Source organism: Amycolatopsis sp. WQ 127309 (assembly GCF_023023025.1).
GTDB lineage: Bacteria > Actinomycetota > Actinomycetes > Mycobacteriales > Pseudonocardiaceae > Amycolatopsis.
Map to the genome: position 1 here is coordinate 8,007,239 of NZ_CP095481.1, position 20,946 is coordinate 8,028,184.

Here is a 20,946-nt window from a genome sequence, read left to right on the forward strand (position 1 = left end):
CGTCAAGGCCACCTTACGGGCGACAGACGCCCGTAAGGTGGCCTTGACGGCGTTTGACGGGTGGAGGTGGGCCTCGTGCGGATCCTGGTCACCGGCGGCACCGGGCAGCTCGGCCGGGTGGTCGCCGCGCGGCTGCGCGCGGCGGGCGAGGAGGTCCGCGTCCTCAGCAGACGGCCCGGGCCGGACGTCGTGCCCGGCGACCTGCGCACCGGCCGCGGCGTCGACAGCGCGCTGGCCGGCGTCGACACCGTCGTCCACTGCGCCACCGACTTCCGGCACGAGACGGCGCTCGCGCGGACGCTGCTGGAGGCCGCGCGCTGGACCGGCGGGCCGCACCTGGTCTACGTCTCGATCGTCGGCGTCGACCGCGTCCCGCTGGGCTACTACAAGAGCAAGCTCGCGACCGAACAGCTGATCGCCGCGTCGGGCCTGCCGTACACGATCCAGCGGGCGACGCAGTTCCACGCGCTGGTCCGGACGCTGTTCGCGGGCGCGTCCCGGCTGCCGGTGCTGCCCGTGCCGCGGGTGCGGTTCCAGCCGGTGGACGTCCGCGACCTCGCGCCGCGCCTGGCCGACCTGGCCACCGGTGACCCGGCGGGCCGCGTCGACGACTTCGGCGGCCCGGAGATCCTGGCGGCGGCCGAGCTGGCCCAGGCGGTCGCGGAGGCGAGCGGGCGGCGGCGCCGGATCGTCTCGGTGAAGGTGCCGGGGGAGACGTTCCGGGCGTACGCCGGCGGCGGGCACCTCGCGCCGGACCACCTCGACGGCGAGATCACGTTCGCGCGGTACCTGTCCGAGCAGGCCGACGCCGGGGTGCTGGGGTACCGGAAGCGCTAGCTGGGCAGCCAGTTGCCGTGGAAGCCGATCGGCACCCGGTCCGGCAGGTGGATCGCGGCGACCGTTTCGAGCGTGCCGGCGTCGAGCAGCGTGAGTTCGCTGCGCTCGGTCGCCGCGTCGTGCACGAAACCGGCCAGGACGCCGTCGTCCTCGGCGGCGTCCGCGGCGCGCGGCACGAACACGAACTCCGCGGGCGAGCGCCCGGGCCCGAACGACCGTACCTGCGTCGAGCCGTTCGAGAAGTCGTGCTTGTACAACGAGTCCGCCGGGCTGGCGCCGGTGGTCACCGACGGTGCGTAGCCGTAGCGGTGCGGGCGGCCGACCACGCGTTCGTCGACGCGCGGGAACTCCTGGCCACGGTCGTCGAGGCGCTCCTCGATGACCTTGCCGGAGGAGAAATCGACGGTCCACCGGTCCAGCGTCGGCACGCCCTCGTCGGGGCCGTGCAGCTCGCGGTCGAAGATCCGGGGGTGCCGGACGACGTCGAGCACCACGCTGTCGCCGTCGTCGTAGGCGTTGAGCGGGTGGAAGACGTAGCAGGGCTCGACGTCGAACCAGCGGACGTCGGCGTTGCCGCCTTCGCGCGGCATGACGCCGATCCGCGCGGGGTACTTCGGGTTCCAGTGGTAGGGCAGGCCGCCGTTGGCCGCGATCTTCGTGGCCAGCCGCGCGGTGATCGGGTCGGGGATCCGCACCCGGCCGATGACCGCCGACAGCACGAGCCGGGCGGTGGTGCGCAGCAGCCGGGAGGGGATCGCCGCGGTCGCCATGCCGGCGTCGAAGGTCACGGGCAGGTCGTAGAACACGACGTGCCGTTCGGTGAGGGAGAAGTCGTGCATCATCGGCGCGCCGGTGACCTCGACGTCCACCTCGCGCCGGACCCGGCCGGCCGCGTCGATCACGGAGTAGGTGACCTTGTTGCCCTTGGCCATCGAGTACGAGACGGCGTGCAGCTCGCCGGTCAGCGGGTCGCGCTTGGGGTGGGCGGTGTACCCGCCGGAGAGGGTGCCGTCGAAGTCGCACCGGCCCTCGGTGTCGAGCTCGTCGGACAGCTCCCAGATCGTGGCGCCCGCCTCCATCAGCGCGAGCGTCTTGCCGGCGTGGCCGATGACGTTGGTGTTGGCGCTGAGGCCGTGCGGGGTGCGGCGCGGCCGGTCGCCGTCGAGGATCGCGTCGATCGAGGGGTTGCGCACCCAGCGGTTGCGGTACCACTCGGCCTTGCCGTCGCGCAGGCGGACGCCGTGGACCATGCCGTCGCCCATGAACCAGTGGTAGGCCGCCGGGTCCACTTCGGACAGCGGGTTCGGGCCGTTGCGCAGGTAGCGGCCGTCGAGGAAGTCCGGGATCGTGCCGGTGACCTCGAGCTCGGTGAGCGTGTGCTCCTGGCTGATCGGGGCGAAGTTGCCTTCGAGGAAGGGATTGGTCATCACCGGTAGTAGACCTTTCGTCGCACCTGGAAACCCCTAGACGTCGGCCGGCCGGGGCGTCACGAGCAGTTTGAGCACGTCGCCGAACAGCGACGACGGGACCGCGTCCGGGTCGACGCCGCGTTCCACCGCGAGGCCGTTGGACAGCGCGAGCACCACCACCGCGAGGTGCTCGGGCGCCAGGGGCAGCGTGATGCCGTGCCGGTCGGCGACGTTGCCGATCGCCGCGGTGACGGCCTCGCGCAGCCGGGCCCGGCGCTCGGCGAGTCCCTTGTGGACGGCCGGGTTCCGCATGGCCAGGCCCCAGTACTCCAGCAGCAGCCGGTGCCAGGTGGCGTCCGAGTCGATCCCGGCCAGCAGCCGCGCGCCGGCCTCGGTGGTGGCCTCGTCGAGGTCGGCCAGGTCGGCGAACGCCGTCGTCGCACCCGCCATCCGCTCGACGATGTGCTCCTCCATGATCGTCAGCACCAGGTCGTCGCGGCCGGTGAAGCTGGAGTAGACGGCGCCCTTGGTCAGGCCGGCCTCGGCCGCGACGTCGTTGAGCGACGTCGCGGCGATGCCCTGGCGGGCGAACACCGCGGTAGCGGCGTCGATGATCCGCCGCCGGGTCTCGGCGCGGCTCGGGCGGCGGCGTGCGGGGCCGGTCATGGAGCGCAACGCTACCGCCCCCCTCACCTGGGCGTCCTTCGTTGACTGTGGCGCAGGTCATCTGGTGAATCGGACACACGATACCGGTCGGTATCGACACCGGGAGGTCCTGTGCCCACTGTCGGCGCCGACATCCGCCGAACCCTCACCGTCGTGGTCCTCGGGGCGCCCGGGGCGCTCGCCTACGTCCACGACCGGCTGGCCGGGAAGCCCGCGCTGTCGAGCTGTCGAGCTGTTCGTATTATCGGATTAATTACGAAGAATCTTGACCTCGGATCCGGATAGGTCATATGTTTGGCGGGCTTCACGCCGGTCCCCGCCTTCAACGCCGAACGGATCCGACATGTCGAATCCTTCCCTCCCGCCCTCGCGCCGCGCGTTCCTCAAGCTCGGTGGCGCGGTCGGTGCCGGGATCGCCCTGAGTGGCGTTCGTCCCTTCGTCGCCAGCGCAGACGTCGTGCGTCCGGCTGTCGCGGATCTCGTCCCCGGCAGCCGGGCGACGACGCTGTGGTACCCGTCGCCCGCGGCGGAGGACAAGATCATCGAGCAAGGGCTGCCGATCGGTAATGGTCGGATCGGTGCCCTTGTCGGCGGCGACCCGGCCGCCGACTTCCTGTACCTCGCCGACGCGTCCCTCTGGACCGGCGGCGCCAACGACGTCCTCGAAGACGACGGCCAGTTCCCGTACGAGCGCGAGAAGTTCGGCACGCTCGGGCTGCTGGCGAAGGCGCGGATCTCGGTGCCCGCGCACACCGGCGTCACGGACTACCGCCGCACGCTCGATCTGAGCAACGGCCTGGTGACCGTCACCTACGCGTGCCAGGGCACCCGGTACCGGCGGGAGGTATACGCGAGCCACCCCGACGACGTCGTGGTCGTCCGGCTGACCGGCGAAGGCCGCGGAACGCTGACCGGCACGGTGGTCCTCGAGCCGACGCGGGACGAGGCGCTGAGCGGCCCCGCGTTCGCGGCGACCTTCGCCAACGGGCTGAAGTACGCCTGCGCGGCGTCGGCGTCGGGTCAGGGCGGCAAGGTGTCGCAGCAAGGGAACACGGTCGCCTTCGCCGGCTGCCGCGAAGTCGTCATCGTGCTTTCGGGTGGCACGAACTACGTGCCCGACGCGGCGCGGAAGTTCGTCGACGCGTCGGTGGATCCGCTGGCGCTGTCGAAGCAGAAGGCGGCTCGCGCGCTGCGGGCCGGCGGTGGCGCGTTGCTCGCGACGCACGTCGCCGACTACCGGCGGCTCTACGACCGGATGACCCTCGACCTGGGTTCGTCCCCGGCGTCGAAGCGCTCGCTGGACACGTGGGCGCGGCTGGTGGCGCGGCACGACGACCCGGCCACGCCGGACCCGGAGCTGGAGGCGTCCTACCTCCAGTACGGCCGGTACCTGACGATCACCGGCTCGCGCGACGGGCTGCCGATGGGCCTGCAAGGCCTGTGGCAGAACAACAACACGCCCGACTGGATGAGCGACTACCACACCGACATCAACGTCCAGATGAACTACTGGCTGCCCGACCGCGCGGCCCTGCCGGGCAGTTTCACCGCGCTGGCCGACTACTGCCTCTCGCAGCTTCCCGTGTGGACGGACACCACGAAGAAGCTGTTCAACGACCCGAGAAACCGCTTCCGCAACACGAGCGGCAAGATCGGCGGCTGGGCCATCGCGTTCTCTACCAACATCTACGGCGGCTCCGGCTGGTGGTGGCACCCGGCCGGCAACGCGTGGCTGTGCAACTCCCTGTGGGACCACTACGCGTTCACCCAGGACAAGGCCTACCTCGCGCGGATCTACCCGCTGCTCAAGGGGGCCGCCGAGTTCTGGGAGGCGCGGCTCGTCACCACGACCGTCGACGGCCGCGAGGTGCTGGTCGACGACCACGACTGGTCACCCGAGCACGGCCCGCAGGACACGCTCGGGAACACGTACTCCCAGGAGATCGTCTGGGACTTGTTCGAGCACTACCGAGCGGCGGCCACGACCCTGGGGCGTGATCGCGCGTACGGCGACCGGATCGCCGGGCTGCAGCGGAAGCTGTACCTGCCGAAGGTGAGCCCGGCGACCGGCTGGCTGGAGGAGTGGATGTCGCCGGACAACCTGGGCGAGACCACACACCGGCACCTGTCGCCGCTGATCGGGTTCTTCCCGGGCGACCGCATCGCGACGGACACGTCGTCCGCCGAGCTGCTCGGCGGCGTCCGTGCCCTGCTGACCGCGCGGGGGATGGACAGCTTCGGCTGGGCGACCGCGTGGCGGTCGGCGTGCTGGGCGCGGCTGAAGGACGCCGACAAGGCGTACCAGCTGCTGCTCACGGTGATGCGGCCGTCGGTGGCCAACGGCAACGGCACCGCGCCGAACTTCTTCTTCGACATGTACAGCCAGGGCAGCTACACGATCTTCCAGATCGACGCGAACCTCGGCGCGCCCACCGCGGCGCTGGAGATGCTGCTGTACTCGCGGCCGGGCGTGCTGGAGCTGCTGCCCGCGCTGCCGTCGGCGTGGGCTCGTTCGGGGCGGGTGACCGGGATCGGCGCGCGCGGCGGGTTCGAGGTCGACGTCGCGTGGCGCGACGGCGAGGTGACCCGGGCGGTGATCCGGAGCGTCGGCGGGACCCGGACCGAGGTGCGGGCCGGCACCTGGAAACGCCCGATCTCCCTGCGGCCCGGCGCGTCGGTCACGATCACGCCAAGTTGAGGTCTATCCTCCGGAAAGTGATGTAGAGTTCAACCACTTGTTCCGGACCAGGGAGTGCTCGTGAACGTCGTCCTGTGGATCGCCGCCGGCCTGCTGGCCGTCCTGTACCTCGGCGCCGGGGGTATGAAGCTCGTGACCCCGCGGGAGAAGCTCCTGGAGAACCCCAACATGGGGTGGACGGAGGACTTCTCGGCGGCGGCGATCAAGGGGATCGGCGCGATCGAGATCGTCGGCGCGATCGGCCTGGTCCTGCCGTGGGCGCTGGACATCGCGCCGGTGCTGACCCCGCTCGCCGCCACCGGACTGGCGATCGTCCAGATCGGTGCGATCATCGTGCACGCGCGCCGCAAGGAGACCAAGGCGCTGCCGATGAACGTCGTGCTGCTGGTGCTGGCGGTGTTCGTCGCCGTGGGCCGGTTCGCCGGCTGAGCTTCCCCCTCCGGAGGATCGATGACGCTCCCCGCCTTCACGGATCACGGCGGCCCGGGCCCGGCGGTCGTGCTGCTGCACAGCTTCCTGATGGACCGCCGCATGTTCGCCGTGCAGCTGCCGGCCCTGAAGGGCTTCCGCTGCATCACGGTCGACGAGCGCGCCCACGGTGGCACGCCCGCTTCGGGCCCGTTCGACTACTGGGACGTGGCTCGCGACGTCCTGGCCGTGCTGGACCACCTGGGCGTCCCGTCCGCGGCGGTGGTCGGCACGAGCCAGGGCGGGTTCGTCGCGTTGCGGATGGCGCTGCTGGCGCCGGCCCGGGTTCGTGCGCTGGCGGTGCTCGGCACCTCGGCCGCGGCGGAGGACCCGGCGGTGGCGGCGGGCTACCGGGCCGTCCTGGACGCCTGGGTCTCGGGCGGCGCCCCGCCGGAGGTCCTCGACGGCGTCGCGACGATCTGCTTCGGCCCGGCGGAGGTGGGGGAGTGGAAGCGGCGCTGGGCGTCGGTTGCGGCGGACCAGCTGACGTTCGGGATGACGGCCCTCGTCGACCGCGACGCCGTGCTGGACCGGGCGGGGGAGATCGCGTGCCCGGTCCTGGTCCTGCACGGCACGGCGGACCTGGCGTACCCGGTGGACCGGGCTTCGGAACTGGCGTCGGCGCTGCCTGACGGGTCGTTGGTCGTCGTCGAGGACGGGGCGCACTTCCTGAGCTACACCCACCCCGACGAGGTGAACCCGCACCTGCGGCGCTTCCTGGACGCGCACGTCTAATACCCTGGAGGTCTCACCGGGACGGGAGGCCGCTGGTGGACGTCGATCTGCGGAAGCTGCGGTACTTCGTGGCGGTCGCCGAAGAGCTGCACTTCGGCCGGGCCGCGGAACGGCTGCACATCGCACAGCCGGTGCTGTCCCGGCAGATCCGCGCGCTCGAGTCGGAGCTACGAGCGCAGGTCTTCCTACGGGACAGGCGATCCACCGAGCTGACCGAGGCCGGCCGTCAGCTGCTGGAGGACGCGCGCCCCCTCTTGGCCGCGGCCGACGCCCTGCGGCGCCGGGTCGCGCTGGCCGCGCGGGGGACGTCGGCGTTCACGATCGGGTTCATGCCGGGGATCACGGTGACGGGTGCGGTACGCGAGTTGACCGCACGGCACCCGGCCCTGGACGTCGGCCTGGTGCGCACGACGTGGGACGACCAGATCGAGGTGCTGCACGACGGCCGCGCGGACGTCAGCGTCGTCCGGCTGCCGGTGGACCCGCGCGGCCTGACGCTGCGGCCGCTGTTCCGGGAGCCGCGGGTCGCGGTACTGCGCGCCGGCCACCGGTTGGCCGGCAAGGAGTCGGTGACGGTCGCCGACCTGGCCGGTGAGCCCCTGCTCAACGACCCGGGCGCGGTGCCGGAGTGGCGGGAGGTCGCGGTCGAGCTGCGGGACGGTACGGCTCTGCCCTTTCGCGGGTTCCGGAGCGTGGAGGAGAAGCTGGAGCACGTCGCGGCGGGGACGGGGATCGCCGTCGTGCCGCTCTCGACGTCGGAGTACTACACCCGCCCGGACGTCGCGCACGTGCCGGTCTCGGACCTGCCACCGAACGAGGTGTGCCTGGCGTGGGTGGCCGCCCGCCGGTCGCGGGTGATCTTCGAGTTCGCCGAGATCGCGGCGTCGTGGTTCGACCGGCCGACCGACTGACCGGGTGACGGAGAGGCTGAGCCTGATGATCCGCTGGGCGACGTTCGACTGCTTCGGCACGCTGGTGGACTGGCGGCACGGCATCACGACCGGGATCGAGCTGCTGTTCCCGGGCCGCGGCGGCGACCTGCTCGAGGTCTACAACCGGATCGAACCGCGCGTCCAGGCGGAGGTCCCCGTCCGGCGCTACCGGGAGGTGCTGGCGGAGTCCCTGCGGCGCACGGCCGCCGAAGCCGGGTTGGACTTGCTGCCGGACGACGCTTCCATGCTCGGCACGGGTCTCCCGTACTGGCCGGTGTTCCCCGACACCCGGGCCGCGCTCGCGGACCTGCGTGCGGCCGGCTGGCGTCTGGCGTTGCTGACCAACTGCGACCGGGACCTGATCGCGGAGACCGAGCGGCGGCTGGCGGTGCCGATCGACGCCGTCGTGACCGCGGAAGACGTCGGCGGGTACAAGCCGGGGCACGGGCACTTCGAGCGGTTCGCCTCGAGTTTTGACGCGAGCCGGGAGAACTGGGTGCACGTGGCACAGAGCCACTTCCATGACATGGTTCCGGCGCAGGAGCTGGGGATCCGGCGCGTCTGGATCAACCGGCACGGCGACCCGCGGGATCCGGCCGTCGCGGACGCCGTGCTGCCGGGGCTGACCGGGCTCCTGGAGACCGCGGAGCGGGTTCACCGGATGGGCTGACGGTCAGGCCGGCGGGCGTCACTTCCCCTCGGGCAACGCCAGCCGGCGTGGCCGTGCCCCCGTCTGCTTCGGTACGGCGAACAACGCCGACCGCAGCGCCGTCCACGGGCGGGACGGGGTGGTGCGGCGAACCGGCGCTCGCCGTTCGGTCCCGCCCGTGCGGTAGGCCATCTCCACCTGTACCCAGTCGTAGATCCAGTCGCCTCGCATGGCGTTCCTCTCGGCCGTTGGTTCCTGCTTCGAGGATCGGCCTGAGGGAGGCGGCGCGGCATCGGGTGATCACGCACCTTTCCGCCGCGCCGGCCCCTTACCCGCGCAAGTCCGACAGCGCGTCCAGGTGGGACGGTGCCCAGCCCAGCTCGGAGCGGGCACGGTCCGGCGTCAGCTGCTGGTCCAGGGCGAACGCCTCCGCGATCGGGCCCATCCGGTCCTCGGCCTCCGCGAGGGTGAGCTGTTCGAAGCGGCCGGGGCAGCCTGCCGCTCCGCTGAGGGCCGTGGCGATGTCCGCCAGGCGGACGTTCTCGCCGCTCACGCCCGCGTACACCGACTTCGCGGGCGCTTCCAGGGCCAGTGCGTACAGCTCCGCGATGTCGTCCGCGTGCACCAGCGCCCAGTGGTTGTGACCGTCGCCGATCACCGGGACCGCGCCGTGTTCGCGGGCCGGGGCGGCGAAGAACGTCTCGGCCAGGCCGCCGCCGTGGCCGTAGACCAGGCCCGGCATCACCAGGACTGGGCGGCCGCCTCGGGACAGGACGCGCTCTTCGTTCGCCCGCCGCCACGCCGTGATGCGCGGTGGGTTCTGTGGCGCGTCTTCGGTGACGACGCCGGCCGTGTCGCCGTACACCCAGACGCCGCCCGTGTGCACGTAGGCGCCCCGGTCGCCCAGGCCGTCCTGCATCGCCGACGCCGCCGCGTCATCGACGGCGGCCGTGTCGTCGCCGTAGTGCTGGCCCAGGTGGATGACGCCGTCGGCGGACGCGGCCGCTTCGCGCAGGACGGCCGTGTCCGTCAAGGTGCCGGGCACCGGGTGAGCACCCAGGTCGGTGACCGTCCGGGCGGCGGCGTCGCTGCGGGCGAGTGCGCTCACCTCGTGGCCGTGCCGGATCAGGGCCCGGATCGTGGGGCGGCCGACGTAGCCGGAGCCGCCGGTGAGGAAGACCTTCATCGCAAGGGACCTTTCGTCGTGGTTCCCCGCCGACTCTCGGCCCGATCCGCGCCCGCGTCCAAGACCCTTTCCGGCCGCTGTGATACCCGCGGGGCATCACTCCACGGTGACGGACTTCGCCAGGTTCCGCGGCTTGTCGATGTCGTGGCCCAGCGCCAGCGCCGCGTGGTACGCCAGCAGCTGCAGCGGGATGGTCAGCAGGATCGGGTCCAGCTCCGGCTCGGTCCGCGGCACCACCAGGCGCGGGACGTCCAGCGCGCCGAAGTCGACGTCCTCGTGCGTGACGGCCAGCACCGGCCCCGAGCGGGCCCGGATCTGCTGCAGCGCACCGAGGTTGCGCTCGGCGAGCTCGTCCGCCGGCACGATCGCGACCGTCGGGACCGACGCGTCGATCAGCGCCAGCGGGCCGTGCTTGAGCTCCGAGGTCTGGTACGCCTCGGCGTGCCGGTAGGAGACCTCCTTGAACTTCTGGGCCCCTTCGCGCGCCACCGGGAAGCCGCGGACGCGGCCGACGAAGAACAGGCTCTTCGCGTCGGCGCAGGCGCGGGCGTGCTCCTCGATCAGCTTCTCCTCGGCGAGCACCGCCCGGATCTGGTCCGGCAGCGCGCGGATCGCCGCGACGATCCGCTGCCCGGACGCGTTGGACAGGTCCCGGACGCGGCCCAGCGCCAGCGCCAGCATCGCGAACCCGACGGCCATGTTCGTCAGCGCCTTCGTGGACGCGACCGCGACCTCCGGCCCGGCGTGCAGGTACAGCCCGCCGTCGCAGGCGCGCGCGATCGCCGAGCCGACCACGTTCACCAGCCCGATGACCCGGCCGCCCTTGCGCTTGACCTCTTCGACGGCGAACGCGGTGTCGACCGTCTCACCGGACTGGCTGACCGCGATGTAGAGGGTGTCCGCCTCGATGATCGGGTTGCGGTAGCGGAACTCCGACGCGGCCTCGGCGTCGGCCGGGATCCGGGCCAGCTCCTCGATCATCGTCGCGCCGATCTGCCCGACGTAGTAGGCCGACCCGCAGCCGAGGATCTTCACCCGCGCGAACCCGCGCAGCTCCCGCGGCGTCAGGTTCAGCCCGTCCAGGCGGGAGACGCCGAAGCGCTCGTCGAGGCGGCCGCGGATCATCCGCTCCACCGACTCGGGCTGCTCCTGGATCTCCTTGTACATGTAGTGGCTGTGCTCGCCGAGGTCGAGGTCGTCGGCCTCGATGTCGATCGCCGTCGGCGGGCGGCCGGTGTCGGCCTCCTCGACGGTGAACGTGCGGTACCCCTTGGCCGTGACGCTGGCGAACTCGCCGTCGGCGAGGTGCACGACACTGGAGGTGTGGCGGACGAGCGCGGCCAGGTCGCTGGCCACGAACATCTCCTTGTCGCCGACGCCGACGATCAGCGGGGACCCGTTGCGCGCCACGACGACGCGGTCCGGGCGGCTCGCGTCGGTGACGGCGATCGCGTACGTGCCGGAGATCCGGGAGACGGCTTCGACGACCGCGTCCTCCAGGGTCTCGGCCGCCGAGCGGGCGATCAGGTGGGCGAGCACCTCGGTGTCGGTGTCGGAGGCGAGCGTGACGCCGGCGCGGGTGAGCTGCTCGCGCAGCGCGTCGGCGTTGTCGATGATCCCGTTGTGCACCACGGCGATCCGGCCGTCTTCGGAGACGTGCGGGTGGGCGTTGGCCTCGGTCGGCCCGCCGTGGGTCGCCCAGCGCGTGTGCCCGATGCCGGCCTTGCCGGCCAGCCGCTTGGGCAGCGCGGCGGCCAGGTTGCGGACGCGGCCGGTGATCCGGTGCACGCTCTGGCCGCCGGTGCCGAGCACGGCGATCCCGGCCGAGTCGTAGCCGCGGTACTCGAGGCGGGTGAGCCCTTCGAGCAGGATCGGGGCCGCGTTCTGGGTGCCGATGTATCCGACGATTCCGCACATGCCGGGATGACCTCACTGGAGCAGGGGACGGGGGACCGGGGCGGGCCCGGTCAGCCGTAGACGATGCGGCGCAGCTGCCGCTCGGACAGGGTGGGCGGCGCGACGAGCCTGCCGTCCAGCTCGCCGGCGAGCAGCGGGAAGATCTCGGGGTTCTTCTTCCCCTCGGTCTGCAGCTCCGCGTGCCGGCGCCGGACGTACCGCTCGGCGGTCTCCCGGTAGAACGCCAGCACGTCCTCGACCACGCGCCCGGCCACCGCGGGCGACAGGCCCGTGGACAGCGCGACCTGGTCGATGAGTGAGGCGTCTTCCATGGCGCTCATCATGCACGGCGACGTCACGAACACCAAATTCTTGCCCGATATCGGGCAAGAATGGGCTCGGTTGGGCGGGACTAGGGGTTCTTGCAGACTTCCGCCGTCGCAGCAGCCCTGGAGGGCAGCCGGGCGGTACAACAATCCGCATGGTGAGCACGGAATCCGGCGTGGTGAGCTTCCCCCGGCGCGCGCCCGGCCAGACCTCCCCGCCCGACGGCTACGCCGCGCTGCGCGGGAGGCCCGGGCTGTGCCGGACCATGCTGCCGGGCGGGAACCTGGTCTGGCTCGTGACCCGGCACGAGGACGTCCGGGCCGCGCTGACCGACCCGCGGCTCAGCTCCAACCCGGCGCTGCCCGGCTTCCCGGCCACCGGCGGGGCACCCGAAGCGGTCCCCGGGTGGTTCGTCGCGATGGACGCGCCGGAGCACACGCGGTACCGGAAGCTGCTGATCCCGGAGTTCACCGTCCGCAAGGTGCGGGAGCTGCGACCGGGCATCCAGCAGGTCGTCGACGACCGGATCGACGCGATGCTCGCCGCCGGCAACGCCGCCGACCTCGTGTCCGCCTTCTGCCTCGTGCTGCCCTCGCTGGTCATCTGCCAGCTGCTGGGCGTGCCGTACGGGGACCACGAGCACTTCGAGTCCCGCACCCGCGTCCTGGTCAGCCTGGCCTCGACGGCGCGCCAGCGCGAGGTCGCGCTGGGCGAGATCAACACCTACCTCACCGAGCTCATCGCCGCGAAGCGGGCGGAGCCGGGGGAGGACCTGATCAGCCGGCTGCTGGCCGGCGCCGCGCTGGACGACGACGAGCTGCGCGGCGTCGCGATGCTGCTGCTGGTCGCCGGCCACGAGACGACGGCGAACATGCTGTCCCTCGGCGTGGTCACGCTGCTGGAGAATCCACAGTGGATCGGGCACGAGGGGGTCGTCGAGGAGCTGCTGCGGTTCTACTCGATCTCCGACGTCGTCAGCCTCCGCGTCGCCACCGAGGACCTCGAGATCTCGGGCCAGCTGATCCGCCGCGGCGAGGGCGTCGCGCCGCTCGGGCTGGCGGCCGGCCACGACGGCACGGTGTTCGACGACCCGGGCGAGTTCTGCCCGGCGCGGTCCGCGCGCAGCCACGTCGCCTTCGGGTACGGCATCCACCAGTGCATCGGCCAGAACCTGGCGCGCCTCGAGATGGAGGTCGCGCTGACGACGCTGTTCGCCCGGATCCCGCGGCTGCGCCTGGCGGTGCCGGCCGACGAGCTGAACTTCAAGCACGACGGTGTCCTCTTCGGACTGTACGAGCTGCCGGCGCGGTGGTAGGGCGGCCTCAGGCGGTCAGGACGTTGACGCCTTCGCGCTCGATCTCCGCCGCCACGGTGGAGTCGATGCCACCGTCGGTGATGAAGGTGTCCACTTCGGACAGTTCGGCGAAACGCGCGAAGTGGTCATTGCCGACCTTCGTGTGATCGGCGAGCAGGACCACGCGGCGGGCACCGGCGATCGAGGCGCGCTTGACCATCGCCTCGGCCGGGTCCGGGGTGGTCAGGCCGCGCTCGACCGACAGGCCGTTGGTCGCCATGAACGCCACTTCGACGAACGTCTCGCTCAGCGCGTGCAGGGCCCAGGCGTCCACCGACGCGAGCGTGCGGGCCCGCAGCCGGCCGCCGACCAGCATGACCGTCAGGTTGGGGCGCTTGGACAGCGACAGCGCGATGTTGACGGAGTTCGTGACGACCGTGAGGTTGCAGTCGATCGGCAGGGCCTCGGCCAGGTGCGCGGTGGTCGTGCCGGCGTCGAGCAGGATCGCGCCCTCCGACGGCAGTTCCGCCAGCGCCGCCTTGCCGATGCGCTTCTTCTCCGCCGTCATCACGCTTTCCCGCGTGGTGAACGCCGGCTCGAAACCCAGCCGCTCGATGGGGATCGCCCCGCCGTGCACGCGGCGGAGCGATCCGTGCCGCTCCAGCGTGGTGAGGTCGCGGCGGATGGTTTCGGTGGTGACGGTGAACTCGCCCGCCAGCTCGGCGACGTCGACTCTGCCCCGCGTACGTGCACGCTCGAGGATCATTTGCTGACGCTCCTCCGCGTACATCGCCGCCCCCTCCATGTCGGTGTGTGTTGCCGGCGATGTGAGTTTATGTTGAATCACGTCCGGAAAGCAACGCCGGGGTCTCGGTGGCCAGGGCCCGCAGTTCCCGCTGGATCTCGCCGTTGACGGCCCCCTGGTGACGCGCGAGGAAGAAGTGGCCGCCGGGGAAAACCTCCAGCCGGAACGCGCCGTCGGTGTGCTCGCGCCAGTTTTCCGCCTCCTCGGCGGTGACCTTGGGGTCGTCGGCGCCGATCAGGGCGGTGAGCGGGCACGGGACGCGGCGGCCGGGAGCGCAGGTGTAGGTCTCGATCGCGCGGTAGTCGTTCCGGATGGCCGGCAGGGCCATGCGGAGGATCTCGTCGCCGCCGAGCACGGTCAGGTCCTGCTTGTTGAGCTCCTTGACCTCCGCGATGATCCCGTCGTCGTCGCGTTCGTGGATCCGTTCGTCGCGGTGGGTCGAGGGACCGCGGCGGCCGGACGCGATCAGCGCGCCGGGCCCCGGCGCGCCGCGGTCCGCCAGCCGCAGCGCGACTTCGAAGGCCAGCACGGCACCCATGCTGTGGCCGAAGAACACCGTCGGTTTCGCCGACAGGGCCAGCAGTTCCGTGGTCACCAGGTCGGCCAGGTCGGTGATGGTGTCGACGCACGGTTCGCGACGGCGGTCCTGGCGGCCGGGGTACTGCAGGGAAACGACGTCGACGTCCGGTGCGAACCGGGCGGAGACCGGGTGGAAGTAGCTGGCGGAACCGCCGGCGTGCGGGAAGCACACCAGCCGGGTCCGTGCTTCGGCCGCCTGGTGGTAGCGGCGGATCCACGGCGTCGTGGCGTTGTCCGCGATGTTCACGAGGCGTGTTCCTTTCGGCGTGCTTACGGGTCACCAGTAAACCCAGGCCGCCGCAACGGAAACCTTAGTGTTGCCGGTCACCCGCGACGGAACGCGCGAGATCTGCGGTTTTCCGGGTCAGGGCCCGCCTAGCCTGCGCGTACGGCCGTTTCCCCGGCCGCGCCCGACCGCCCCGAGAGGAGCTCCGATGACCGGTGACGCGCTCGCCCTCGCCCGGCGCAAGGCCACCGAGCTGCGCCGGGCCGTCCAGTCCCTGCACCGGATCCACGGTGACACGCACTCGATGCGCCGGTTGCTGAGCGACCTCGACTGGATCGACGCCGGCCTCGGTGAGCTGCCGGCCGCCGCCGCGTGCGAGGGCATCGAGCGGATCGTCGTGCCCGACACGCCCTACCGGCTGGACATGTGGCACGGCGCGGACGACGAAGGGCTCGGCGGCCGCCGGCACCAGTGAGCTGACTTCGAAACGCTGACCCTCGACGGTGCGGGAAGCAGGTGCGGGATGCCCGGTGTGGCGAGCGGGACCACGGCGCGGACGACCGGGCGCCGGCGTGAGCTGGAGATCCTGAGCTCGGCGTTCGCCAACGCGCGCGCCGGCGCGGCCACGCTCGTGCGCGTCCGCGGCGCCGCGGGCACCGGCAAGACCACGGTGCTGGACGCGTTCGCGGAGCAGGTCGAGGACCGCGCGACGGTCCTGCGCGGCACGTGCCGCCGTCCCGGCCGCGCGAACGCCGAACGCGCCGTCGAGGAACTGCTTCCCGGCGGTGCGAGCGGTGACGGCACGCCGGTCGCGCTCGTGTCGCGGCGGCTGGGCCGGTGGCTGGCCGAGGTCACCGCCACCCGGCCGGCCGTGCTCCTGCTCGACGACTTCCACAGCTGCGACGAGGCTTCGCTGCGGGTGCTGGCCCACCAGCTGCACCGCGCGGCCGAACTGCCGGTGCTGCTGGTGGTCGCGCAGCGGCCGGCCGACCTGCCCGTCTGGCCGCCGCTGGCGCTGCCACCGGGTGACGTCGCGACGATCGACCTGGCCGGGTTCGGCGAGGCGGCCGTCGAAGAGGTGGTCACCGAGCTCTGGCCGATCCGGCCGGAGCCCGGCTTCGCCGCCGACCTCACCGAGCTGACCGGGGGAAACCCGTCGCTGCTGGGCCAGGTGTGCCGGACGCTGCGTGCCGAAGGCTTCGAGCCGGACCACCGCGGTGCCGCGCGCGCAAGGCTGCTCGCCCCGGGCGCCCACGCCCGTCTCGTGGAGCGGATCCTCGCGGGCCGCCCCGCGTACGTCGGCCGCGTCGCCGAGGCCGCCGCCGTGCTGGACCGGACCGACGTCGAACTGGTCGCCCTGCTCAGCGGCGTGCCCGAACCCCTGGTCGGCGACGCCGTCCGGGTGCTGGCCGCCGAACACGTCCTCGGCCCCGCCGGCCACGGGTTCACCTCCGCCGAGGCGCGGGCCGGCGTCCTGGCCGGGGTGTCCGAACGGCGGCTGACGGCGTCGCGGCTGACCGCGGCCCGCCTGCTCAACGACCGCGGCCGGCCCGCGGAGGACGTCGGCACGCACCTGCTCGGCCGGCGGCGGCTGCCCGAACAGTGGATGCGGGACGTGCTCGCCGAGGCCGCGCGCGTCGCGGAGCGGGCCGGCCGGCACACCGACGCGGCGCGCTTCCTCGGCGTGCTGGTCGCCGACCGCCCCGAGGACGTGCCGACCCGGATCGAGTTCGCCCGCGTGGTCGGCGTGCGCGACCCGCTGGCCGCGTACGCGACGCTCGCCGGGACGTCGGTGCTGGCCGGGGACACCCGCAGCCGGGCCCGGATCTCCCTGCAGCTGGCCAAGGCCGCGCTGACGGCCCGCGAGCCGGGTGAGGCGACCCGGCTGCTGACCACCGCTCTGGCCGAGCTCGACGCGGAGCCGGCCGGCACCGCGGCCGACGACGGCCGCGGCCTGCGCACCGAGCTCGAGGCCACGCTGCTCGTGGTGGCCTTCGCACAGCCGGGGACCCTCGGTCTCCTCGACGGCCGGCTCGCCGGGATGTCCGGCCTGGGCGGCCAGACGCCCGCCGAGACGAGCGTGCTGGCCCTGGCCTCGGTGGCCCACATGCTGGCGGGCACCGACCGCGAGACCGCCGTGTCCTGCGCGCGCCGGGCCCTGGACCGGCCGGAACCCGCGGTGCTCTGGTCCGGTTCGCTGGCCGCCTACGTCCTCTACCTCGCCGACGAGGTCGACGAGGCGACCGGCGCGCTCGACGACGTCGAACCGGACGCGCCGCGCGACGAAGCCGGCTGGGCCGCGATCACGGCCCTGACCGCGCGGTCCTGGCTCATGTGCGGGGCCGGCGACCTCGCCGGGGCCCTGTCCGACGCGACCGCCGCCGTCCGGCTCGCCGACGGCGACGGCCGCCCGGAGCTCGCCGGGGCGCCGCTGGTCTCCCAGGCGCAGATCCTGCTGCGCCAGGGGGACGTCGGCGGCGCGGAACACGCGCTCGCCCGGGCCGAACGGGAGGGCCCGGACACCGCGGTCCTCCGGCTGCCGCACCTGCTGCTGGCCCGGGCCCGGCTGTGCGAACTGGGCGACGACGCCGAAACCGCGCTCGGTCACCTCCTGCGCTGCGGCCGGCTCCTGCGGGAGGAGGACGTGCGCAACCCGGTCTTCGCGCCGTGGTGGCTGGACGCCGCCCGGGTGCTCGTCCGGCTCGGCCGGCGGACCGAGGCGATCGAGCTCGTCGACCAGGGGGAAGACCTGGCCCGGAGCTGGGGAACGGCGTCCGCGCGGGGCCTGGCCCTGCTGGGCCGCGGCCTCACCGCCGATGGCGGCACGGCCGTCGACCGGCTGGCCGCGGCCGCCGAGGTGCTGGCCGGCACACCGGCGTCCTGGTACCGGACGGAGGCGGAGATCCTGCTGGGGCAGGCGCTCCTGGACGCGGGCGACCACCCCGGCGCCCGCAAGCACTTCCGGGCCGCCGTGGACCTCTCGGTGCGTGCGGGGTTCTGGGGCCGGGCGGACCGGGCCCGGGCCGGCGTGACGGCGTCGGGCGGGCGGAACTACGCCGTGACCGGCAACGTCACCGACGTGCTGACGGTGGGGGAGCGGCGGGTCGGGGACCTGGCCGCGACCGGCGCCACCAACCGGGAGATCGCGGACCGGCTCCTGCTGGCCCTGCGGACGGTGGAAATCCACCTGACGAGCGTGTACCGCAAGCTCGGCGTCAACGGCCGCGCTCACCTGCAGGAAAGCTTCTCGCGGGGCCTGCTCGCGCCGGAGCCCGCACTGGCCGGTCCCGAATTGTCCTGACGGACAGCGGGGAATAATCGGCTCCGCGTGCGGTGGGGGTATTCCCATCCGCTCCGCGTAAACGCGTGCGAGAATGCGCGGGTGTCCCACCGACCGGGAACCACAATAGGTGACAAACGTCCTGGTCTGTTCCCGACCTGCGGTGATAGCGTTCGAGGGGAAGTCGTTCGAGGGCGCTGACGATGGGATCCGGCAGGGGGATCCGCGGGGATCCGACGCGGGAGAAAACGGGGAGCGGAATGCGGCCGGTGGCGGGACTGGCGGTGGTCGTGGACGACGCCGGCGTGCTCGAGATGTCGCTGCCCTCCGGTGAGCAGCGGGTCCTCGCGCAGGGCATCGGCGCGGCCATGTGGATCGCGTTGGCCCAGCACGACTGGGACCCCGGCGAAGCGGCGCTGACCCTCGCCCCCGAATGCGACCTCGAACCGAACGAGCTGGCCGACTCCATCCGCGCGTGGATGGGTGACCTGGCCGCGATCGGCGTGCTGGAGTCCTGACCACGCCCCGCCGGCAATGGTTTCAGTTCTGAATGGATAGTCGGCTCTCCACGCGGAAACCGCCGTGTCCGGCGGAAAAACCCTAGAGTTGACCGCGGCTCGTTGACCACCCACGCCTCCGTGACAGACCCTCCCAACGCACGAGGGAATGTCCCGAGGATTGTGGAGGCGCGGTGGTGGGCGGACAAACGCAGGATCACCCGGCCGTGATCGGTGGCGGCGTGATGGGATCGGCCATCACGGCGATGGCACTGGGACACGGTGTTCCGGTCACACTGGTCGAAGCCGGCGAAGAAGCACTGGCCCTGGCGCGGCGGAGGGTGGACCAGCAGCTGCGGCATGGCCGCCTGATGGGCGCGTTCCCCGACGTCGAACCGGGCGAGCTGACGGCGACGACGGACCTGACCGCGGCCAAGGGCGCCACGGCCGTCGTCGAAGCGATCATCGAAGACGCGTCGAGCAAAGCCGACGTACTGGCCAGGATCGCGGGGCTCGTCGCCCCGCGGACCCCGTTGATCACCAACACCTCCGGCATCCCGGTCGACGAGCTCGCCGACGCGGTCGAGCGCCCGGAGGACCTGCTCGCGACGCACTTCATGAACCCGACGTACCTCATCCAGACCGTCGAGGTGGTGCGCGGTCCGCGGACCGGGAGCGACACGCTCGCCGGAGTCCTCGCGCTGCTGGAGCGGCTGAAGCGGCGTCCGATCGTCGTGAACGACTCCCCGGGGTTCGTCACGAGCCGGCTGCTGCACCCGCAGATCAACGACGCGGCGCGGCTGGTCGAAGAGGGCACCGCGTCGGTCGAGTCGGTCGACGAGCTCATGCAGGGCTGCCTCGGCCACCCGACGGGCCCGTTGCGCACCGCGGACCTGATCGGCCTGGACAACCTGGCCGACGCGCTGCGGCTGCTGTCCGAACGCACCGGCGACCCGCGGCACCTGCCGTGCGCGCTGCTGGAGTCCAAAGTGGCCGAAGGCCACCTCGGCCGGAAGTCCGGACGAGGGTTCTACGAGTACGGGAAGGTGTTCCAGTGAACGACGTCTCCACCACCGAAACCCCGGCGCGGACGCCGGAGGTCGTCGCCCAGCAGATCAAGGACTTCCTGGCCGGCCGCATCAACCAGGAGGTCCCCTCGGACCAGGACCTGTTCCGCACCGGGCTGGTGTCCTCGATGTTCGCCATGGAGCTGGTCGTGTTCCTCGAGCAGACCTACGGCATCGCGATCGTCGGCCCGGACCTGAAGCTGGACAACTTCCGCACCGTCGACGGCATGTCCGCACTCGTCCGGCGCCTGCTCGATGAGTGAGGACCCGCTCGCCGGCGCCGCCGCCGAGCTGACCGCGCTGGTCGCCGACCGGGCGGCCGGCTGGGACGTCGAGGGCCTGCTGCCCGTCGACATGCTGCGCGGTCTCGGTGCCCGTGGCCTGCTGTGCGCCGAGGTGCCCGCCGACTTCGGCGGCCTCGGCGCCGGCAGTCTCCACAGTGGACACTTCACCGCGCACGCCGGCGCGTTGTGCAGCTCGCTGCGCAGCGTGATGACGTCGCAGGGCATGGCGGCGTGGACGATCCAGCGGTTCGGGGACCGGGCCCAGCGGGCCCGGTACCTCGGGCGCCTGACGTCGGGTGACCTGGCCGCGGTCGCGTTCAGCGAACCCGCCGCGGGCAGCGACCTCTCCTCGGTCGCGACGACCGTCCGCACCGACGGCGACGACATCGTCATCAGCGGTGAGAAGGTCTGGATCACCGCGGCGGCCTACGCCGACCTGCTCGTCGTCGTCGGCGAGCTCGACGGCCTGGGCGCGGCGGTGGTCGTCCCGGCGCGCGCGGAAGGCGTGTCGATCGACCGCATCCCGTACCCGAGCGGGTGCCGGGCCGCGGGCCACTCGACCGTGCGGCTCGACAACGTCCGGCTGCCGCGCTCCGCCCTGCTGGGCGGGGGCGGCGTCGACCTGTCCATGCTGGTCACGACGGCGCTGGCGTACGGCCGGATCTCGGTCGCCTGGGGGTGCGTCGGCATCCTGCGGGCCTGCCTGACGGCGGCCGGTGACCACGCGGGCAAGCGGCACCAGGGCGGGATCCCGCTGGCCGACCGCCAGCTGGTGGCCCGTCATCTCGCCGACCTGTTCGCCGACGAGCAGGCCGCGACCCGGGTGTGCGAGCACGCCAGCCGGGCGTGGGACCAGCGCTCCCCGGAGATGGTGGTCTCGACCGTGCTGGCGAAGTACGTCAGCTCGACGAGCGCGGCACGCGGTGCCGCGGCGGCGGTGCAGGTGCTGGCCTCGGCCGCCGCGCAGGACGGCCACGTGGTCGCCCGCGCGCACCGCGACGCGAAGCTCATGGAACTCATCGAGGGCAGCAACGAAATCTGCCAGCTGATCCTGGCGGGGCACACGCGTGTCCTCGCGAACAGCGGCGGTTAAGGAGGAGTCCGGTGGCAA

General features: G+C 72.5%; 21 protein-coding genes. 13 read left to right on the forward strand and 8 right to left on the reverse strand.

The window, feature by feature from the left end; all coding sequences use genetic code 11:
• The first annotated feature begins 75 nt into the window (after positions 1 to 75).
• On the forward strand, positions 76 to 837 hold the full coding sequence (locus tag MUY22_RS36110; RefSeq protein WP_371827524.1) for an SDR family oxidoreductase: 762 nt from the start codon (positions 76 to 78) through the stop codon (positions 835 to 837).
• On the opposite strand, the gene MUY22_RS36115 is transcribed toward MUY22_RS36110, so the two are convergent.
• Together MUY22_RS36115 and MUY22_RS36120 are read right to left on the reverse strand one after the other, a co-directional pair.
• Positions 834 to 2,264, reverse strand: coding sequence for a carotenoid oxygenase family protein (locus tag MUY22_RS36115; RefSeq protein ID WP_247051652.1), 1,431 nt, complete (start codon positions 2,262 to 2,264; stop codon positions 834 to 836). The genes MUY22_RS36110 and MUY22_RS36115 overlap by 4 nt on opposite strands.
• A gap of 36 nt (positions 2,265 to 2,300) precedes the next feature.
• Positions 2,301 to 2,912, reverse strand: a complete 612-nt coding sequence (locus MUY22_RS36120) for a TetR/AcrR family transcriptional regulator (protein ID WP_247051653.1) — start codon at positions 2,910 to 2,912, stop codon at positions 2,301 to 2,303.
• 343 nt (positions 2,913 to 3,255) lie between these two features.
• Between MUY22_RS36120 and MUY22_RS36125 the strand changes: the two genes are divergently transcribed.
• Genes MUY22_RS36125 through MUY22_RS36145 form a run of 5 tightly spaced genes read left to right on the forward strand, consistent with a single transcriptional unit; the run spans position 3,256 to position 8,415 of the window.
• Positions 3,256 to 5,610, forward strand: a complete 2,355-nt coding sequence (locus tag MUY22_RS36125) for a glycoside hydrolase N-terminal domain-containing protein (protein ID WP_247051654.1) — start codon at positions 3,256 to 3,258, stop codon at positions 5,608 to 5,610.
• A gap of 60 nt (positions 5,611 to 5,670) precedes the next feature.
• A complete protein-coding gene (locus MUY22_RS36130) occupies positions 5,671 to 6,039 on the forward strand; it encodes a DoxX family protein (protein WP_247051655.1) in 369 nt (122 codons plus the stop codon).
• A 21-nt stretch (positions 6,040 to 6,060) separates the two neighbouring features.
• On the forward strand, positions 6,061 to 6,813 hold the full coding sequence (locus MUY22_RS36135; RefSeq protein WP_247051656.1) for an alpha/beta fold hydrolase: 753 nt from the start codon (positions 6,061 to 6,063) through the stop codon (positions 6,811 to 6,813).
• A 35-nt stretch (positions 6,814 to 6,848) separates the two neighbouring features.
• Positions 6,849 to 7,724 (forward strand): LysR family transcriptional regulator, encoded by an 876-nt coding sequence (locus MUY22_RS36140; protein ID WP_247051657.1) that lies wholly within the window; start codon positions 6,849 to 6,851, stop codon positions 7,722 to 7,724.
• A gap of 4 nt (positions 7,725 to 7,728) precedes the next feature.
• Positions 7,729 to 8,415 carry an HAD family hydrolase gene (locus MUY22_RS36145; protein ID WP_247051658.1) on the forward strand — a complete coding sequence of 229 codons (687 nt, stop codon included), beginning with the start codon at positions 7,729 to 7,731 and terminating at the stop codon, positions 8,413 to 8,415.
• Positions 8,416 to 8,433: 18 nt separating this feature from the next.
• Here MUY22_RS36145 and MUY22_RS36150 read toward each other — a convergent pair whose 3' ends face one another.
• The 4 genes from MUY22_RS36150 to MUY22_RS36165 form a co-directional block, all read right to left on the reverse strand.
• Positions 8,434 to 8,625, reverse strand: a complete 192-nt coding sequence (locus MUY22_RS36150) for a hypothetical protein (protein ID WP_247051659.1) — start codon at positions 8,623 to 8,625, stop codon at positions 8,434 to 8,436.
• Between the two features lie 97 nt (positions 8,626 to 8,722).
• Complete coding sequence (locus MUY22_RS36155; RefSeq protein ID WP_247051660.1) at positions 8,723 to 9,580, reverse strand: NAD-dependent epimerase/dehydratase family protein; 858 nt, start codon at positions 9,578 to 9,580, stop codon at positions 8,723 to 8,725.
• Between the two features lie 96 nt (positions 9,581 to 9,676).
• On the reverse strand, positions 9,677 to 11,497 hold the full coding sequence (glmS, locus tag MUY22_RS36160) for a glutamine--fructose-6-phosphate transaminase (isomerizing) (RefSeq protein ID WP_247051661.1): 1,821 nt from the start codon (positions 11,495 to 11,497) through the stop codon (positions 9,677 to 9,679).
• Positions 11,498 to 11,547: 50 nt separating this feature from the next.
• Positions 11,548 to 11,808: a hypothetical protein gene (locus MUY22_RS36165; protein WP_247051662.1), complete on the reverse strand. Its 261-nt coding sequence runs from the start codon at positions 11,806 to 11,808 to the stop codon at positions 11,548 to 11,550.
• 149 nt (positions 11,809 to 11,957) lie between these two features.
• Between MUY22_RS36165 and MUY22_RS36170 the strand changes: the two genes are divergently transcribed.
• Positions 11,958 to 13,118 carry a cytochrome P450 gene (locus MUY22_RS36170; protein WP_247051663.1) on the forward strand — a complete coding sequence of 387 codons (1,161 nt, stop codon included), beginning with the start codon at positions 11,958 to 11,960 and terminating at the stop codon, positions 13,116 to 13,118.
• A gap of 7 nt (positions 13,119 to 13,125) precedes the next feature.
• Here the strand turns inward: MUY22_RS36170 and MUY22_RS36175 are convergent, their stop codons facing one another.
• Together MUY22_RS36175 and MUY22_RS36180 are read right to left on the reverse strand one after the other, a co-directional pair.
• Positions 13,126 to 13,887 carry a DeoR/GlpR family DNA-binding transcription regulator gene (locus MUY22_RS36175; RefSeq protein WP_247051664.1) on the reverse strand — a complete coding sequence of 254 codons (762 nt, stop codon included), beginning with the start codon at positions 13,885 to 13,887 and terminating at the stop codon, positions 13,126 to 13,128.
• Positions 13,888 to 13,930: 43 nt separating this feature from the next.
• Positions 13,931 to 14,728: a thioesterase II family protein gene (locus tag MUY22_RS36180; protein ID WP_247051665.1), complete on the reverse strand. Its 798-nt coding sequence runs from the start codon at positions 14,726 to 14,728 to the stop codon at positions 13,931 to 13,933.
• Between the two features lie 187 nt (positions 14,729 to 14,915).
• Here MUY22_RS36180 and MUY22_RS36185 point away from each other — a divergent pair, with 187 nt between their 5' ends.
• From MUY22_RS36185 to MUY22_RS36210, 6 genes are all read left to right on the forward strand, one after another.
• The gene (locus MUY22_RS36185) at positions 14,916 to 15,182 is read left to right on the forward strand and encodes a hypothetical protein (protein ID WP_247051666.1); all 267 of its coding nucleotides are present in this window, start codon (positions 14,916 to 14,918) and stop codon (positions 15,180 to 15,182) included.
• Positions 15,183 to 15,230: 48 nt separating this feature from the next.
• Positions 15,231 to 18,008 carry a LuxR family transcriptional regulator gene (locus MUY22_RS36190; protein WP_247051667.1) on the forward strand — a complete coding sequence of 926 codons (2,778 nt, stop codon included), beginning with the start codon at positions 15,231 to 15,233 and terminating at the stop codon, positions 18,006 to 18,008.
• 248 nt (positions 18,009 to 18,256) lie between these two features.
• Positions 18,257 to 18,505 carry a hypothetical protein gene (locus MUY22_RS36195; protein ID WP_247051668.1) on the forward strand — a complete coding sequence of 83 codons (249 nt, stop codon included), beginning with the start codon at positions 18,257 to 18,259 and terminating at the stop codon, positions 18,503 to 18,505.
• 206 nt (positions 18,506 to 18,711) lie between these two features.
• On the forward strand, positions 18,712 to 19,542 hold the full coding sequence (locus MUY22_RS36200) for a 3-hydroxyacyl-CoA dehydrogenase family protein (RefSeq protein ID WP_371827706.1): 831 nt from the start codon (positions 18,712 to 18,714) through the stop codon (positions 19,540 to 19,542).
• Positions 19,539 to 19,814 (forward strand): acyl carrier protein, encoded by a 276-nt coding sequence (locus MUY22_RS36205; protein ID WP_247051670.1) that lies wholly within the window; start codon positions 19,539 to 19,541, stop codon positions 19,812 to 19,814. Before MUY22_RS36200 ends, MUY22_RS36205 begins: the two co-directional genes overlap by 4 nt.
• A complete protein-coding gene (locus tag MUY22_RS36210) occupies positions 19,807 to 20,928 on the forward strand; it encodes an acyl-CoA dehydrogenase family protein (protein WP_247051671.1) in 1,122 nt (373 codons plus the stop codon). Before MUY22_RS36205 ends, MUY22_RS36210 begins: the two co-directional genes overlap by 8 nt.
• Positions 20,929 to 20,946 lie beyond the last annotated feature (18 nt).